The 14,172-nt window shown below is 43.4% G+C and carries 16 protein-coding genes; 7 read left to right on the forward strand and 9 right to left on the reverse strand.

The features are described from left to right. Window positions 1-27: 27 nt before the first annotated feature. From rplI to MHB62_RS20990, 4 genes are all read right to left on the reverse strand, one after another. Window positions 28-477, reverse strand: coding sequence for a 50S ribosomal protein L9 (gene rplI, locus MHB62_RS20975; protein WP_003226915.1), 450 nt, complete (start codon window positions 475-477; stop codon window positions 28-30). Further along, window positions 474-2,453 carry a cyclic-di-AMP phosphodiesterase GdpP gene (gdpP, locus tag MHB62_RS20980; RefSeq protein ID WP_003242517.1) on the reverse strand — a complete coding sequence of 660 codons (1,980 nt, stop codon included), beginning with the start codon at window positions 2,451-2,453 and terminating at the stop codon, window positions 474-476. The genes rplI and gdpP overlap by 4 nt, the downstream gene beginning before the upstream one ends. Before the next feature lie 36 nt (window positions 2,454-2,489). After that, a complete protein-coding gene (locus MHB62_RS20985) occupies window positions 2,490-3,419 on the reverse strand; it encodes a YybS family protein (protein WP_003243969.1) in 930 nt (309 codons plus the stop codon). Window positions 3,420-3,643: 224 nt separating this feature from the next. After that, window positions 3,644-3,793 (reverse strand): hypothetical protein, encoded by a 150-nt coding sequence (locus MHB62_RS20990; RefSeq protein WP_003226909.1) that lies wholly within the window; start codon window positions 3,791-3,793, stop codon window positions 3,644-3,646. A gap of 145 nt (window positions 3,794-3,938) precedes the next feature. Between MHB62_RS20990 and cotF the strand changes: the two genes are divergently transcribed. Further along, window positions 3,939-4,421, forward strand: coding sequence for a spore coat protein CotF (gene cotF / locus MHB62_RS20995; RefSeq protein WP_003243364.1), 483 nt, complete (start codon window positions 3,939-3,941; stop codon window positions 4,419-4,421). A gap of 31 nt (window positions 4,422-4,452) precedes the next feature. Here cotF and hypR read toward each other — a convergent pair whose 3' ends face one another. After that, complete coding sequence (gene hypR / locus MHB62_RS21000) at window positions 4,453-4,830, reverse strand: transcriptional regulator HypR (protein ID WP_014478546.1); 378 nt, start codon at window positions 4,828-4,830, stop codon at window positions 4,453-4,455. Window positions 4,831-5,035: 205 nt separating this feature from the next. Here hypR and MHB62_RS21005 point away from each other — a divergent pair, with 205 nt between their 5' ends. Further along, the gene (locus tag MHB62_RS21005) at window positions 5,036-5,965 is read left to right on the forward strand and encodes a manganese-dependent inorganic pyrophosphatase (RefSeq protein WP_003226902.1); all 930 of its coding nucleotides are present in this window, start codon (window positions 5,036-5,038) and stop codon (window positions 5,963-5,965) included. A gap of 32 nt (window positions 5,966-5,997) precedes the next feature. Here MHB62_RS21005 and MHB62_RS21010 read toward each other — a convergent pair whose 3' ends face one another. After that, on the reverse strand, window positions 5,998-6,444 hold the full coding sequence (locus MHB62_RS21010) for a DUF6376 family protein (protein WP_014478547.1): 447 nt from the start codon (window positions 6,442-6,444) through the stop codon (window positions 5,998-6,000). A 433-nt stretch (window positions 6,445-6,877) separates the two neighbouring features. Here MHB62_RS21010 and MHB62_RS21015 point away from each other — a divergent pair, with 433 nt between their 5' ends. Together MHB62_RS21015 and MHB62_RS21020 are read left to right on the forward strand one after the other, a co-directional pair. Then, window positions 6,878-8,188, forward strand: coding sequence for an MFS transporter (locus MHB62_RS21015; protein WP_014478548.1), 1,311 nt, complete (start codon window positions 6,878-6,880; stop codon window positions 8,186-8,188). Between the two features lie 159 nt (window positions 8,189-8,347). Next, window positions 8,348-9,085, forward strand: coding sequence for a MerR family transcriptional regulator (locus MHB62_RS21020; RefSeq protein ID WP_032722806.1), 738 nt, complete (start codon window positions 8,348-8,350; stop codon window positions 9,083-9,085). Between the two features lie 37 nt (window positions 9,086-9,122). Here MHB62_RS21020 and MHB62_RS21025 read toward each other — a convergent pair whose 3' ends face one another. Then, the gene (locus MHB62_RS21025) at window positions 9,123-9,911 is read right to left on the reverse strand and encodes a hypothetical protein (RefSeq protein ID WP_032676931.1); all 789 of its coding nucleotides are present in this window, start codon (window positions 9,909-9,911) and stop codon (window positions 9,123-9,125) included. A gap of 67 nt (window positions 9,912-9,978) precedes the next feature. Then, a complete protein-coding gene (locus MHB62_RS21030) occupies window positions 9,979-10,368 on the reverse strand; it encodes a nuclear transport factor 2 family protein (protein WP_029726106.1) in 390 nt (129 codons plus the stop codon). A gap of 145 nt (window positions 10,369-10,513) precedes the next feature. On the opposite strand from MHB62_RS21030, the gene MHB62_RS21035 reads away from it, so the two are divergent. Beyond that, complete coding sequence (locus MHB62_RS21035) at window positions 10,514-11,353, forward strand: pentapeptide repeat-containing protein (RefSeq protein WP_003226887.1); 840 nt, start codon at window positions 10,514-10,516, stop codon at window positions 11,351-11,353. A gap of 32 nt (window positions 11,354-11,385) precedes the next feature. On the opposite strand, the gene MHB62_RS21040 is transcribed toward MHB62_RS21035, so the two are convergent. Then, window positions 11,386-12,600, reverse strand: a complete 1,215-nt coding sequence (locus MHB62_RS21040) for an MFS transporter (protein ID WP_032722809.1) — start codon at window positions 12,598-12,600, stop codon at window positions 11,386-11,388. Between the two features lie 187 nt (window positions 12,601-12,787). Between MHB62_RS21040 and MHB62_RS21045 the strand changes: the two genes are divergently transcribed. Together MHB62_RS21045 and MHB62_RS21050 are read left to right on the forward strand one after the other, a co-directional pair. Next, window positions 12,788-13,666 carry a LysR family transcriptional regulator gene (locus MHB62_RS21045; protein WP_017695801.1) on the forward strand — a complete coding sequence of 293 codons (879 nt, stop codon included), beginning with the start codon at window positions 12,788-12,790 and terminating at the stop codon, window positions 13,664-13,666. 13 nt (window positions 13,667-13,679) lie between these two features. Next, a complete protein-coding gene (locus MHB62_RS21050) occupies window positions 13,680-14,123 on the forward strand; it encodes a GNAT family N-acetyltransferase (RefSeq protein ID WP_032722810.1) in 444 nt (147 codons plus the stop codon). The last annotated feature ends 49 nt before the right edge of the window (window positions 14,124-14,172 follow it).

The raw sequence follows: 14,172 nt of genomic DNA on the forward strand, positions 1-14,172 counted from the left end.
CTTGGATGAATCCAAGCCTCTTTTCTATTAAGCTTCTTCTTTTACATGTACCTTTAACACAGCCTGCACTTCAGGATGCAGCTTCACAGGCACGTTCGTATATCCTAATGCACGAATGCCGTCCGGCAGTTCAAGCTTCCGCTTATCTACTTTAATGTTATGGTCTTTTTGGAGCTGTTCAGTAATTTGCTTGCTTGTCACTGAACCAAATAAACGGCCGCCCTCACCTGATTTTGCGCTAAGCTCAACAGTCAGTTTTTCTAATGTCTCTTTCAAGCTCTTAGCCTGCTCAAGCTCAGCAATGGCTTCTTTTTTCTCTTTCTGCTTTTGTCCGTTTAGCGCGCTGATGTTTGAAGCGTTCGCTTCAACCGCGAGGCCTTTTTTAATTAGAAAGTTATGCGCATAACCGTCTGCTACGTTTTTGACTTCGCCTTTTTTTCCTTTTCCTTTTACATCTTGTAAGAAAATAACCTTCATCTCTGTACGCCTCCCTCAAAATACTCATCTATGGCGTGCTTCAGCCGTTCCAGCGCTTCAGAAACTGAAATGCCGGACAACTGAGTCGCCGCATTTGTTAAATGCCCTCCGCCTTCCAGGGCCTCCATGATGATCTGAACATTTACCTCGCCAAGCGACCGCGCACTGATACAAACCGTTTGTTCATCCCGTCTCGCCACCGCAAATGAAGCCTCAACCTCACTCATCGACAGCAGCGAATCGGCAGCCTGCGCAATCAGCACTTGATCGAAGTATTCCTCTTCATTTTCAGGAAGAGAAGCAATCGCAATGTTATCTTTATAGAGGACCGTATGCTGGATCAGCTTCGCCCGTTTAATATAGGAATCAACGGTTTCTTTCAGGAACTTCTGCACCAGCACCGTGTCGGCGCCTTTTGCCCTTAAATAAGAAGCCGCATCAAAAGTCCGCGAGCCCGTGCGGAGAGAAAAGCTCTTTGTATCCACTATTATACCAGCTAATAGGGCTGTTGCTTCAATCATATTGATTTTTAAACGCTTCGGCTGATATTCAAGCAGCTCTGTCACCAATTCCGCTGTGGAAGAAGCGTATGGTTCCATATAAACGAGCAGCGGATCTCTGATAAACTCCTCACCTCTTCGGTGATGGTCGATGACCACGATATGTTCAATTTTATTGACCAGCCGTTCCTCCATGACGAGTGACGGCTTATGTGTATCAACGATCACAAGCAGTGTGTCATCATTGGAAATCTCCATTGCTTCTTCAGGCGTAATAAATCTTGACCACAGTTCTTCATATTTTTTGATTTCCCCAATCAAACGCTGCACACTTGATCCGATTTGGTTTGGGTCAATCACGATAAAACCATCTTTGTTATTTGCCTGAGCCACCTTTAAAATCCCGATCGCTGCGCCGATAGAATCCATGTCGGGGAATTTATGCCCCATGATAATCACATTGCTGCTTTCGGTGACGATTTCCTTTAAGGCGTGAGAAATCACGCGGGCCCGCACCCTTGTTCGTTTCTCCATTGGGTTTGTTTTACCGCCGTAAAACTTCACCTTGCCGTTTGGCAGCTTAATGGCTACCTGGTCTCCGCCGCGTCCCAGTGCTAAGTCCAAGCTGGATTGCGCCAAATCGCCAAGTTCTTTCAGGGAAGAAACTGAAGCCCCGACACCGACGCTTAACGTCAGCGCTACACCGTCAAACGAGGTTTTTTCCCGCACTTCATCAAGAATCGAAAACTTCGAATTTTCGAGTTCAGTTAAGATGTGTTCATTAAGTACAGCAATAAAGCGTTCTGAAGACGTCCTTTTCAAGAAGATCCCGTACTCCTGCGCCCAAGCGTTCAGCAAAGATGTCACCTGGCTGTTCATCGTGCTTCTCGTCTGGTCATCCAATCCTTGTGTCACATCATCATAGTTATCAAGGAAAATATATGCCAGGACGGTTCTTTCGTTTTCATATAGCTTTTCAATCTGAATTTGTTCTGTTACATCAAAGAAATATAAGAGACGCTCATCCCGTTTGATGACAACCCTAAACTTGCGGTCATTCAATGTAACCGTTTCCGATTCCACCTCTTGTTTGATAAGCGGCACTACCGATTCACAAGTATCGTAAAGTGATCTCCCCACTAAAGTGCTTTCATTAAAGCAAGAGGAAAGAAACGGATTTGCCCATTCTATATAATATTGGTCATTAAAAAGCATGATTCCAATCGGCATTTCCATCAATGCCTCTTCACCGACTTTTTTCAACCTGTAGGACAACGTAGAAATATAAGCATCAATCTCTTGTCGAATAAGAGAATCAGCACGCTTAATAAAAAACAAAATAACTGCCAGCAGCAGCACTTCGACGGTTCCTAATATCCAGTTAAAATAAAAGCTGATGAGGATTGTAATAATTGACAGAGCAATCAATGCATAGATGGGATACCGAAACAGCGGTTTTTCATAAAAGCTTGGCATTTCTATCACTCCCCACCATGTGAGTAAAACTCATGTTCACTTCACCTTATTCCTTATATGAAAGCCCATATCTAAAACGCCTAAAATGCGAATGGCTGCCATGAAGACCGGATGCACAAACCCAAGTATGACAGCAATCACAGCCGCAGCCTTTGGATATTGTTTCTTATGGCAATAGAAAAAGATAAATGATAAACCTTGGATGAAAATCAGAAACCCGAGTATAAACTCCCCATTTAAAGCGATAGAGTACAGCATTTGGCCTTTTTCTAAAGGCAAAAATGAAAGCATGACAATAATCAAATACAGTACTACAACACTTTGCGGAAACTTCAACTCTCTAAAAGGCTTTAGATTAGGAATATCGGGGGAGAATCGCCTTAAGAGCGGCTTAGCGATAAGGTAACTGAGGAAAGAAAAAATAACTCCTACCATCACAATAGCTGTTGGAAAAAGATATTGAACGATACCCAATTGTTCTTCCATCAGTTTTAATTGCTTCTCAAACTGTCCAGCATTGCCCGACTGCTTCGCTACAGTTTCTACAATATCAAGAGATTGCCGGTATTGTGTCATCGCCTCATCAATGATATTGATACCCAAAAACTGAATGCTTATCACAAAATAGAAGACAATACTAAGCATATAAATAAGAGCGCCCGAAATAATGGCGTGCCCGGGCTCTTTCCTTTTGAAAAAATGTCCCATGGCAATGCCGGCGCAAGCTGACATAAAAGCTACAATAAGCCCGTTAAAGGACCCGACAATAAAAACAACCGGAAGACTGACAGCGCCCATCCATATCCCTAGCTTCAATCCATGTCTGATCGTATACAAGATCATTGGCAGCGGCAGTGCAAATAACAGAATTGTTCCAATCACAGGAACATAAACGACCAGAAGCGTGATGATCGCAAACAGACTGATTAAAATAGCACCTTCCATTAAAGCTCTCGTTTGTTTCACTTAGTCACCTCGTATCATCCTGAACATACGAATAGAAAAGAGCAGCATAAACGACTGCTCTTTTTCATCGCTGCAACATACGTTACACCGAATGTTTTTATATCATCTCTAAATTTTACTTTTATATTTTAACATAAGTCCAAATCGCAAGTAAAATAACGCTAATGTTTCATGTGAAACATGAAAAATGAAAAGACATTCTTTGAAAAGAATGCCCATCACAATTAATGTTTATCATCCATAAAGCCAGAAGATTCCTTGTTTTTCTTTTTCGTTTTTCTGACATACATAAAAATTAAGATCACCAGTAAAAGGGTTGTTGCTTGCAGAACGCCGCTGCTAAACAAGAAAAAGTTCTTTATCATGTCCCACATTGTGTTTCACCTCTTTGTGCATGTTCTCAACCCGTATCCTATATAAGGTGAATTTCCCTTTTTAAAAACTTCAAAACATCATGAACAACATTGAGCATTGGGCATATGCTGATATGGAATCTGATCGATAAAGGAGAATTTTCACATGGATGAACGCAGAACATTGGCTTGGCATGAAACATTAGAAATGCACGAGCTGGTTGCTTTTCAATCAAACGGACTCATTAAACTGAAGAAAATGATAAGAGAAGTAAAAGACCCTCAGCTCAGACAGCTTTATAACGTGTCTATTCAGGGTGTTGAGCAAAATTTGAGAGAGCTTCTTCCGTTCTTTCCACAGGCTCCGCACAGAGAAGATGAGGAAGAAGAACGCGCAGATAACCCATTTTACAGCGGTGACCTGCTCGGTTTTGCTAAAACATCTGTCCGCAGCTATGCCATCGCAATTACAGAAACAGCAACACCTCAATTAAGAAACGTACTGGTCAAACAGCTGAATGCTGCCATCCAGCTGCACGCCCAAGTTTATCGATACATGTATCAGCATGGATATTATCCGTCTTACAACCTTTCTGAACTGTTGAAAAACGATGTCAGAAACGCCAACAGAGCCATTTCAATGAAATAAAACAAGCAGCAAAGGAGTTTTCCCTTTGCTGCTATTTCTGCTGATCCTTCAGTAAGCCGTTCGAACGATAAGATTCCAGCACGTCTCTGTTGGATTCTCCCCATTCTTTCATTTGCAAAACAATCGGTTCAAGCGTTCGCCCGAATTCCGTCAGAGAGTACTCAACCTTGGGCGGCACCTGTTGATAAACCTCCCGATGCACGATGCCGTCCGCTTCCAGCTCCCTCAGCTGAAGAGTAAGCATTCTTTGAGTAATACTCGGGCAGATTCGCCGAAACTCATTAAATCGTTTCTTGCCATCTATCATGTGATAAAAAAGAATTCCTTTCCACTTTCCGCCAATGACATCTAGAGTAAATTCAACTGGACAGCCTTCTTTGTTCGGGTATATATTCTTTTTTCCACTCATTCTTGACCCTCCAATAGTACCTTTTTTGATACTACATTACATTTTGCAACTAAGCTACCCAGTATTTTACACACCTTTTCTCCTTAGCTCAAAGAAAATGCTTCTTATTCACATCAATTTTTAAGGGTTTGCATGATTACACCTGCAGCCAGACGTGTTAAACTATATAAAGATTACACTACTTAAAAAAAGGATAGGAGCTATCATGGAAAAGATACTTATTTTCGGACACCAAAACCCAGATACAGATACGATTTGTTCTGCGATTGCTTATGCTGATTTGAAAAACAAACTCGGCTTCAATGCTGAGCCTGTCCGCCTCGGACAAGTCAACGGCGAAACACAATACGCGCTTGACTATTTCAAACAAGAAAGCCCGCGTCTTGTTGAAACAGCTGCAAACGAAGTAAACGGCGTTATCCTGGTTGACCATAACGAACGCCAGCAAAGCATCAAAGACATTGAAGAGGTTCAGGTTTTAGAGGTTATCGACCATCACCGCATCGCTAACTTTGAAACAGCTGAGCCGCTTTACTATCGTGCTGAGCCTGTAGGCTGTACGGCTACCATCTTAAACAAAATGTACAAAGAGAATAACGTGAAAATCGAGAAAGAAATTGCCGGCCTTATGCTGTCTGCGATCATTTCTGATTCCCTGTTATTTAAATCTCCAACTTGCACGGACCAAGACGTAGCAGCAGCAAAAGAGCTTGCGGAGATCGCTGGCGTAGATGCTGAAGAATACGGCTTGAACATGTTGAAAGCAGGCGCTGATCTAAGCAAAAAAACAGTGGAAGAGCTCATTTCTCTTGATGCGAAAGAATTTACGCTCGGCAGCAAGAAAGTCGAAATCGCACAAGTAAATACAGTGGACATTGAAGATGTGAAAAAACGCCAAGCTGAATTAGAAGCTGTGATCTCAAAAGTTGTGGCTGAGAAGAATCTTGATCTCTTCCTTCTCGTTATCACAGATATCTTAGAAAATGATTCACTTGCTCTTGCAATCGGTAACGAAGCAGCGAAAGTGGAAAAAGCGTTCAACGTTACATTAGAAAACAACACAGCCCTCTTAAAAGGCGTTGTTTCCCGTAAAAAACAAGTCGTTCCTGTCTTAACAGACGCAATGGCTGAATAAGCAAAAAGCATCCCGCGTCGGGATGCTTTTTCTTATTCACCCAGCTTCTCAATTTGTCCCATCACATCAGTAATTTGCTTTGCGTTTTGGACCAGGTCTGACTGCTCCAATTCTTTAAGCGATACCTTGCCTTCCTCGGCTTGTTTCAACACATCTTCAGCGCTTTTCTGCAAGGTTTCGTTATGTTCCTGAATGGTTTGATGAATCTCCGCTGCGGCATCAGGCGGCGTTAATTCATTAAAATCAGCGGCAGCCTTCTGAATCGACTCAAGCTGCGCTTCAAGTTTTTCTTTCGCCTCGGTGTCATTTACAGCTTTCTCAGCCAATTCAGGCGCTTCCTCTGCAAATGTCTTCACCTTCTCCACATAACCAGCTGCTTCACTCGTATAGTTCAATCCGTCGTTCACCTGATCAAGCATGCCACATCCGCCTGCACTCAAAAGTCCCACTCCGGCAAGTACTGTCAAAATGATCTTCATCTTCAGCCCCCTTATTGTTTCTTTTTCATTTTTTCTTTTAAGATCGGAATCAATTTCTCTTTCGCTAACGGCAGCCCTTTCCTCACCAATTCACGCTTCAGCCACTTTTTCAGCTTAGACATTCTGATGCTCCTCTCCCTTTTTGATAAAAATGAAAAAACTCCACCAATTTGGTGAAGTTCCTGAAACAAAAAGACCTTCACCAAATCAGATTTGGCAAAGGTCTCGCTAACAAATGAGATTGCCAGCAAAGCCGAGGACAACTTGTCCCGTAATGACGACTTTACTGTGAAAGCTACTCCCCTTTGGAGTGTTCATTTTTATTACTTTCATTCTAAAGCACCAATCTGTTCCGGTCAAATTCCTGCCGTTTATATAAAAGCGCGCTGTGGTATTTAAAATTTGAATGGTTTTTCCATCAGGAGATCATGCTATGACAGAGGAGGTTTTCATCATGAGTCAAGAGCGCGTGAAACGGCCTGGGCATACCAGATGGTACATATCTTCGTTACTTAGCGGCATTATTATTCTTAATTATTTTGACCGAGTGGCCATCTCGGTAGCGGCCCCTGCGATACAAGATTCGTTTCACCTTACTGCAACTGAACTCGGCATCGTGTTTTCCATTTACACCTATTCCTATACACTGATGCAGCTGCCTGTCGGAAGTTTGCTGGACCGTTTTGGGGTCGCATGGGTCACGAGGGTTGGAATGACAATATGGAGCTTTTTAACGATCCTTCTTGCTTTTTTGCAAGGAAAATTGCTGTTGTATCTGTTCCGGTTTCTCATTGGGCTGACGAGCGCCTCTGCGTTCCCTGCTGCCTCTAAAGCAACCGCTCTCTGGTTTCCTCCAAGTGAGCGGGGATTGGCAAACTCACTGTTTGATTCGGCCGCCAAGTTTTCAAATGTAATCGGCGCGCCATTGGTCGCCTTTCTTGTCACAACATTTGACTGGCGTGTCGCTTTTTTGACGATTGGATGCATCAATGTGCTGTTTACGATTTTTTTCTGGCAGTATTATGAACAGCCTGAACGGCATAAACGCATTTCTAAAAGTGAACTAAACTATATTCAAAAACACAATGCCATTACAACAGAGCAAATCCCTTACAAAACGGGCCCGCTTTTAAAAAAGCTTTTCACCAATCGGAAAGTATGGGGCTTAATGATCGGATTTACAGGGTACGGGTATACATTCAACCTGCTGCTCACCTGGCTTCCGACTTTCTTTAAACATACATACGGTATGGATCTCATGTCGTCCGGTTTATTTACAGCAGTGCCGTGGCTGATCTCAACCATTTCCGGAATTGCCGTCGGCGGCTGGCTCGTCGATTATTTTATTAAGAAAGGCTATCCTAACACCAAGGTGTACCGAACCGTAATCATAGTCGGAATGAGCTTTGGCTTTTTCTTTTTAGGCTCCATTCTGACGAACAATATTACCGTAGCCATTATTTGCATTTCCATCGGACTCGCCGGAATTTCAGCAACCGCTCCAGTCGGCTGGTCCATCTCCGCAGAACTCGCGCCGATCGGTTCCGTATCCATGCTGAGCTCCATGGTGAATCTCGCAAACAACCTGTTCGGAGGCATTATTGCTGCGTCACTGACAGGGTATTTGTTTGATGTGACAGGCTCCTTTACCCTCAGCTTTCTGGTAGCTGGTTTTGTGCTGTTGCTGGGATTGGTTTTTTATGTGTTTGTATTAGGGGATGTAAAACGAATTAAACTGGAATGAAGAGTGCTTGCTGAAAAGCACTCTTTTCTTTGAATCCGCCAGGTGTTATTTTCTTTCTCCCACATTCACTAGTCTGTCTTCGGACGAAAACACCACCATTTTATCCTTGACTCCAACCAAAGGTAAGGCCTCATAGTGAAAGAAGAAAGGAGGAGTCGGATGGAGAAATTAACAGTAAAAGAACTATCCAATATTGCGAATGTCACAATCAAAACGCTTTATCATTACCACAAAATCGGCTTGCTAGCCCCAAAGGAAATAAGCGAAGCCGGATATCGGTACTATGGTGCTGACGAACTAAAAAGACTGCAGGAAATCCTTTTTTACAAAGAATTAGATATTCCTTTGTCAGAAATCAAAAGATTATTAAATGAGGATGCTGAAAGAACAAGTACATTAGAAAAACAAAAAAAGCTGTTTGAAAAGAAAATTGAAAAGTATCAGCGTCTCATTCAAACAGTCAACACATCTTTAGAATACACGAGAAAAGGCGAAAACATGGATCATAAGGTAATGTTTAAAGGATTTGAAAGCGCTGAAGAATGGAAACAATCTTTAGCAGAACAAAATGGGTATTTAAAAGAGCGTTACGATTTTGAATTGGATACACATACAATCAATGTCGATGAAATGAACAAAATGGCAATAGAGGCTAAACATTTTCTTGATAGGATGGCTGATTTTTTAAGAAACGGCGTAACGTATCATGACCCTTCCGTGCAAGAGCATGTCATGAATCATCTTAAGTTCCTAAATCAGAACGGGCATCCGACAAGTAAAGAAGATTACGTAAAACAAACACGTTTTTTTATGCAAGATGATTTCCATAGAGGAATGTTAGAAGAGCAGCAAGCCGGTTTATCTTATTATTTGGTTGTCGTTGCAGAACACCTGTAGTGTTTTGTCACCCTTTATAGGGTGACAGCCATCAGGATTACGAGACAGCACCGCCAACAATCGAAACATTCTGCCGGTCAACGGCAAAACGCCGTCCGTTCCATTTTAATACGGTTTGAACATATCCCAATGAGTCGGCGTTATACCTTCCCGCTATCCGCTGGTACGCCAATAATTCGTATACGCCGTCTCTGTCAAAATCAACCGGATACAAGCCCGATAAAGGATTCACCCATCCTTCTATCGGCATTTTTAACACACCTTGGCTGTTATAAATCTCATTCAAATATTCCCTGCCTTTGTAAGTAAGGTCGAGGATATACGTTTCGTTTTGCTGATGACTGATGACGCTCGCTTTATATTGATTTTGATACCTCACACTGTACTTTAATTCATCATTCAATACATCTGAATTGAAAATTCGCCGGAACTGCCTGTTTAGATAGGCAAACACGTATGCATAAATAGCACCGCCGCTTCCCCCTGTATCTATTACCACCGCCACATCCTCAATCTTGTCGCCTGTCATATCCCCCAGAAAAAGTGACGGATTGTATCCCATATTGTTTTGAAGCTGAATCTGCTGCTCCTGATGGGTTCTGCCATCACGGATCACCAATGTGATATTTCTCCATAACAGGCTGCCGGGCATTTGATTTCCAGTTAGAAAGACCTCGTCAATAACGCCGTCTCCCGTTACATCGCCGCGAGTAGATGCAATGATTGCACGTGAGGAGACAGGCTGCCGAAATACGTATGGATGTTGAACAAGTCCTCTGCTTTCATAAAACCAATAAGGAGCCATTCTGATGTCATACACATTCAATTGTGTCACCTTCCCTAATCAGCTGAATGAATCATTATATGCAGGTATGGCACATCAAAGACATATCTTACACACCAATTAAATCCGTACCATATGAGTTATCAATTACACAAAGCCACTCGCCTTGCGCATTCTTCTTAAATACATAGGTCGCCCTTCTTTCCATCGCATACTCGGAGTCCTTTTTATCCGAATCAAGCAGTGTCTGAGAAAGGACGAGTACCGTGTCACCTGCTTCCAACAGGATCATTTCCCCTTGTTTCGGGACAATATGATGATTGAAATAGTTCGCAATCGTAATAAACGCTTTTTTGATTTCTTCTTTGCCTCGCGCGATCATGCCCGGCTTCACGACTAAAACGGCATCTTCCGAATAATAATTCATCAGTGTATCAAAATCTTCATTTTGGATTGCCAAATCACACGCAGAGATGATGTCTTTCAATTGCTGTTCCAAATGAATTCCCCCAATCATCATGATTGGATATATTATACATCGCTAGACCACTGAAACCGTGAAAACAAAATGAAAAGTATCCTTTTTTCCTATATAATCAAATAGATATATTTAACAAAGTACCCAAGTGAAGGGGTGAATATTATTGTCTGCGGAAGTAACGTTACATGACAATATACATCATGATTTAAGTGCGGATTGCCAGCACTGTTTTGGCCTGTGCTGTGTCGCCTTGCCTTATGCGAAGTCGGCAGATTTTGCTTTTGATAAAGACGGGGGCACGCCTTGCCGCAACTTACAATCAAACTATCAATGTTCTATACATAAAGATCTCAGAGAAAAAGGATTTCGAGGCTGCTCTGCATATGAATGCTTTGGCGCCGGCCAAAAAGTATCCCAAATCACTTATGAGGGAAAGGATTGGCGAAACAGCCCCGAAACGGCCAACCAGATGTTTGATGTTTTTCCTATCATGCAGCAGCTGCACGAAATGCTCTGGTATTTACATGAAGCTCTTTCTATAGATATAGCCAAGCCGATTCATGCTGAACTGAGAACCAGTTTCGAAAAAATAGAAAGGCTCACCAGACTCAGCAAAGAACGCTTGCTGACACTGCAGGTGGACGAGCATCGAGCTGAGGTCAATGAATGGCTGTTAAAAACAAGTGAACTGGTGCGAGCCCAAGCCCGCCATCCAAAACTCCCGAAAAAGGTCAGCCGGGGAAGTGTCCTGATCGGCGCGAAACTGAAAGGGCTTGATCTGCGAGGAGCAAATCTAAGAGGGGCGCTGCTCATAGCCGCCGATCTGAGAAATGCCGATTTGAGAATGACAGACTTTATCGGTGCAGATATGAGAGACGCTGATCTCAGCGGCGCCGACCTGACCGGGAGCATCTTTCTGACACAGGCACAGGTGAACGCCGCCAACGGCGATTCGAACACAAAGCTGCCGCTGTCTTTACGAATCCCTGCCCATTGGAAATAAAAAAGGACCCGCTAACGGTCCTTTTTTACTGATCAATTCAATCCTTTTTCGTTCCTTTTATCCGGCACTTTCGCACTTCTTGCCAAGTATCCCGACAGCCATAACGCAACCAGCAGCATGAAGGTGATCATACCGACAACGCCCAGCCAGTGAAAAACAGACCAGAATAGCCCTCCGATTGTTCCGAAAACACTTGAACCGGCGTAATAAAAGAACAAATACAGCGATGAAGCCTGTGCTTTGTTGTGAAGGGCTCTCCTGCCCACCCAGCTGCTGGCAACTGAATGCCCTCCGAAAAAACCGAATGTAAAGAGGGCAATCCCCAGAATTTTCACTGCCAGCATATTGTTTATCGTAAATAACGCACCTGCAATGACGATGAAAATATTCATCACCAATATTTTCGGATAGCCATACCGATCAACCATTCTTCCAATGAAAGACGAGCTGAAAATGCCTACAATCATCACAATAAAGATCCAGCTGGAAAATGCTTTATTAAGCGAATACGGCGGGCCCAACAGCACATACACAATGTAATTAAACAAGGCAACATTGCTTCCAAGCAGCAAAAAACCAATGAGAAACAAGCTGAATAGTTTACGGTCCCTCAAGTGGCCGATCAGAGACATTCCCAATTTCCCGAGCTTCAATTTTCTTGGCGTAAAATGCCTGGATGGCGGCAAATTCATACAAAATATAATACTAGCAATCAAACTAATGACACCAATTGCCCCCATCGCCATATGCCAATTCAAGTACTCGCTCAGGAGCCCGGAAACGATCCTTCCGAAAACGGCGCCGATTGCATTTCCGCTGATATACAGCCCCATCGCCGACCCAAGACTTCCGGGTTCAATTTCTTCCCCGAGATAAGCCATCGCAATCGACGGAAGGCCTGCGAGCGCAACGCCTTGAATGGTTCTCAATACGAGCAGCGTATGAAAGTTCGGACTAAAGGCCGATGCCAGACAGAGAACCGATGCGGCCAGCATGGAAATACCCATAATCGGCTTGCGCCCCCACACCTCGGATAATGAACCAAAGACAAGCATGCTCACAGCTAACAGCATTGTGGTAACAGATAAAGAAAGACTCGCCGCAGTAGGCGTTACATGAAATTCCCGCGTGAATTCCTCCATGAGCGGCTGTACGCAATATAGAATCGCAAATGTATTGAAACCCGCAGCGAAGAAAGCAAACGTAATTTTTCGAAAAACCGGTGTGCCTTTTCGAATGTATGTCATCGGGACTTTATCGGTCCCTCATCATGTTGTGGAGCACTGCCATTCATAAACAATCATCCTTTATTTCTTCCGAATTCAAACATCCTCGAGTCTGTTTATATTATTATCTTAGCACCGTTGATATATGTTGTATAATGCATATAAAATATCGTTTTCATGCTTACATGTAATAAAGGAGAGATGATAATTGGAATGGGAACAACTTGAATATTTTCAAACACTGGCCCGGATGCAGCACGTCACGAAAGCCGCAAAAAGCCTCTCCATCACACAGCCTGCACTTTCACGCTCTATCGCCAGGCTGGAAAATCATTTGGGCGTCCCGCTATTTGACAGGCAAGGACGATCCATCAGCTTAAATCAATACGGACACATTTTTTTGCGGCGGGTTCAGGCGATGATGAAGGAGTATACCGAAGGAAAAGAAGAAATCCAAGCCTTATTAAAGCCAGACCAAGGCGTAGTCTCTCTCGGTTTTTTACATACATTAGGCACCACGCTCGTGCCCGATCTCATCGGCTCCTTTCAGCAGGAATACCCCAACATTGCCTTCCAGCTGAAGCAAAACCACTCTTATTGGCTGCTTGAACGATTAAAATCCGGGGATCTGGACCTCTGTCTCCTCGCTTCGATTAAGCCTGAAGATCCGATCCAATGGATCAAGCTGTGGAGTGAAGAACTCTTTGTATTTGTGCCAAATGATCATCCATTAGCCAGTCGCGAAAGCATTACCCTGAATGAGATTGCCGGGGAGCGTTTTATTTTATTGAAAAAGGGCTATGCGCTTCGGATGACGGTCGATGAGCTGTTTGAGAAGGCCGATATACAGCCGAACATTATGTTTGAAGGAGAAGAAGCAGCTACTGCCGCAGGTTTTGTGGCAGCCGGACTGGGCATATCTATTCTCCCAGACCTGAAAGGCTTAGACCAAAGCAAAATCACCAAAATCCGCGTCAGCTGGCCGGAATGTCAGCGTGTCATAGGAATTGCCTGGATAAAAGGCAGGTTTTTATCACCGGTTGCTGAGACCTTTAAACAATATGTGATCAGCCATTTTTCTGAGTAGGGAGGATTCAAGCATGAATGTCAAAAAAATCACGTCAGAACAGGATTTACATACAGCGTTTGAAATCAGAAAGGCAGTATTTGTAGAGGAACAAGGCTGTCCCATTTCGGATGAATTCGATGAGTTTGATACACTCCACGGTGATTGCCAGCACATCCTGGCTTATCATCAGAATGTACCTGTTGGCACTGCACGTGTCCGTATCGTTGGCCACACGGGGAAACTGGAACGAATCTGCATTCTGAAGTCTTACCGCAAATTCGGTTTGGGAAAAGTGATCGTCGTTGCATTAGAACGTATTGTGAAAGAACAAGGCATTTCTGCCTTCAAACTGCACGGCCAGACACAGGCGGCAGGCTTTTATGAAAAGCTCGGCTATCAGACTGCATCAGAAGAATTTATGCTGGACGGCATTCCGCATGTGCTGATGACAAAACAAGACGATTCTGCGCTATAGATTGTTCACAAATTTGTCACTTATGAGCATGAACAGTTCATTGGTATAC

It is taken from the genome of Bacillus sp. FSL K6-0255, assembly GCF_045040725.1.
Taxonomy (GTDB): Bacteria; Bacillota; Bacilli; order Bacillales; family Bacillaceae; genus Bacillus; species Bacillus subtilis.

Coding starts and splice junctions, on each gene's coding strand:
- rplI (WP_003226915.1), bottom strand. CDS start 477: ATGAAGGTTATTTTCTTACAAGATGTAAAAGGAAAAGGAAAAAAAGGC.
- gdpP (WP_003242517.1), bottom strand. CDS start 2,453: ATGCCAAGCTTTTATGAAAAACCGCTGTTTCGGTATCCCATCTATGCA.
- MHB62_RS20990 (WP_003226909.1), bottom strand. CDS start 3,793: ATGTGGGACATGATAAAGAACTTTTTCTTGTTTAGCAGCGGCGTTCTG.
- cotF (WP_003243364.1), top strand. CDS start 3,939: ATGGATGAACGCAGAACATTGGCTTGGCATGAAACATTAGAAATGCAC.
- hypR (WP_014478546.1), bottom strand. CDS start 4,830: ATGAGTGGAAAAAAGAATATATACCCGAACAAAGAAGGCTGTCCAGTT.
- MHB62_RS21005 (WP_003226902.1), top strand. CDS start 5,036: ATGGAAAAGATACTTATTTTCGGACACCAAAACCCAGATACAGATACG.
- MHB62_RS21010 (WP_014478547.1), bottom strand. CDS start 6,444: ATGAAGATCATTTTGACAGTACTTGCCGGAGTGGGACTTTTGAGTGCA.
- MHB62_RS21015 (WP_014478548.1), top strand. CDS start 6,878: ATGACAGAGGAGGTTTTCATCATGAGTCAAGAGCGCGTGAAACGGCCT.
- MHB62_RS21020 (WP_032722806.1), top strand. CDS start 8,348: ATGGAGAAATTAACAGTAAAAGAACTATCCAATATTGCGAATGTCACA.
- MHB62_RS21040 (WP_032722809.1), bottom strand. CDS start 12,600: ATGACATACATTCGAAAAGGCACACCGGTTTTTCGAAAAATTACGTTT.
- MHB62_RS21050 (WP_032722810.1), top strand. CDS start 13,680: ATGAATGTCAAAAAAATCACGTCAGAACAGGATTTACATACAGCGTTT.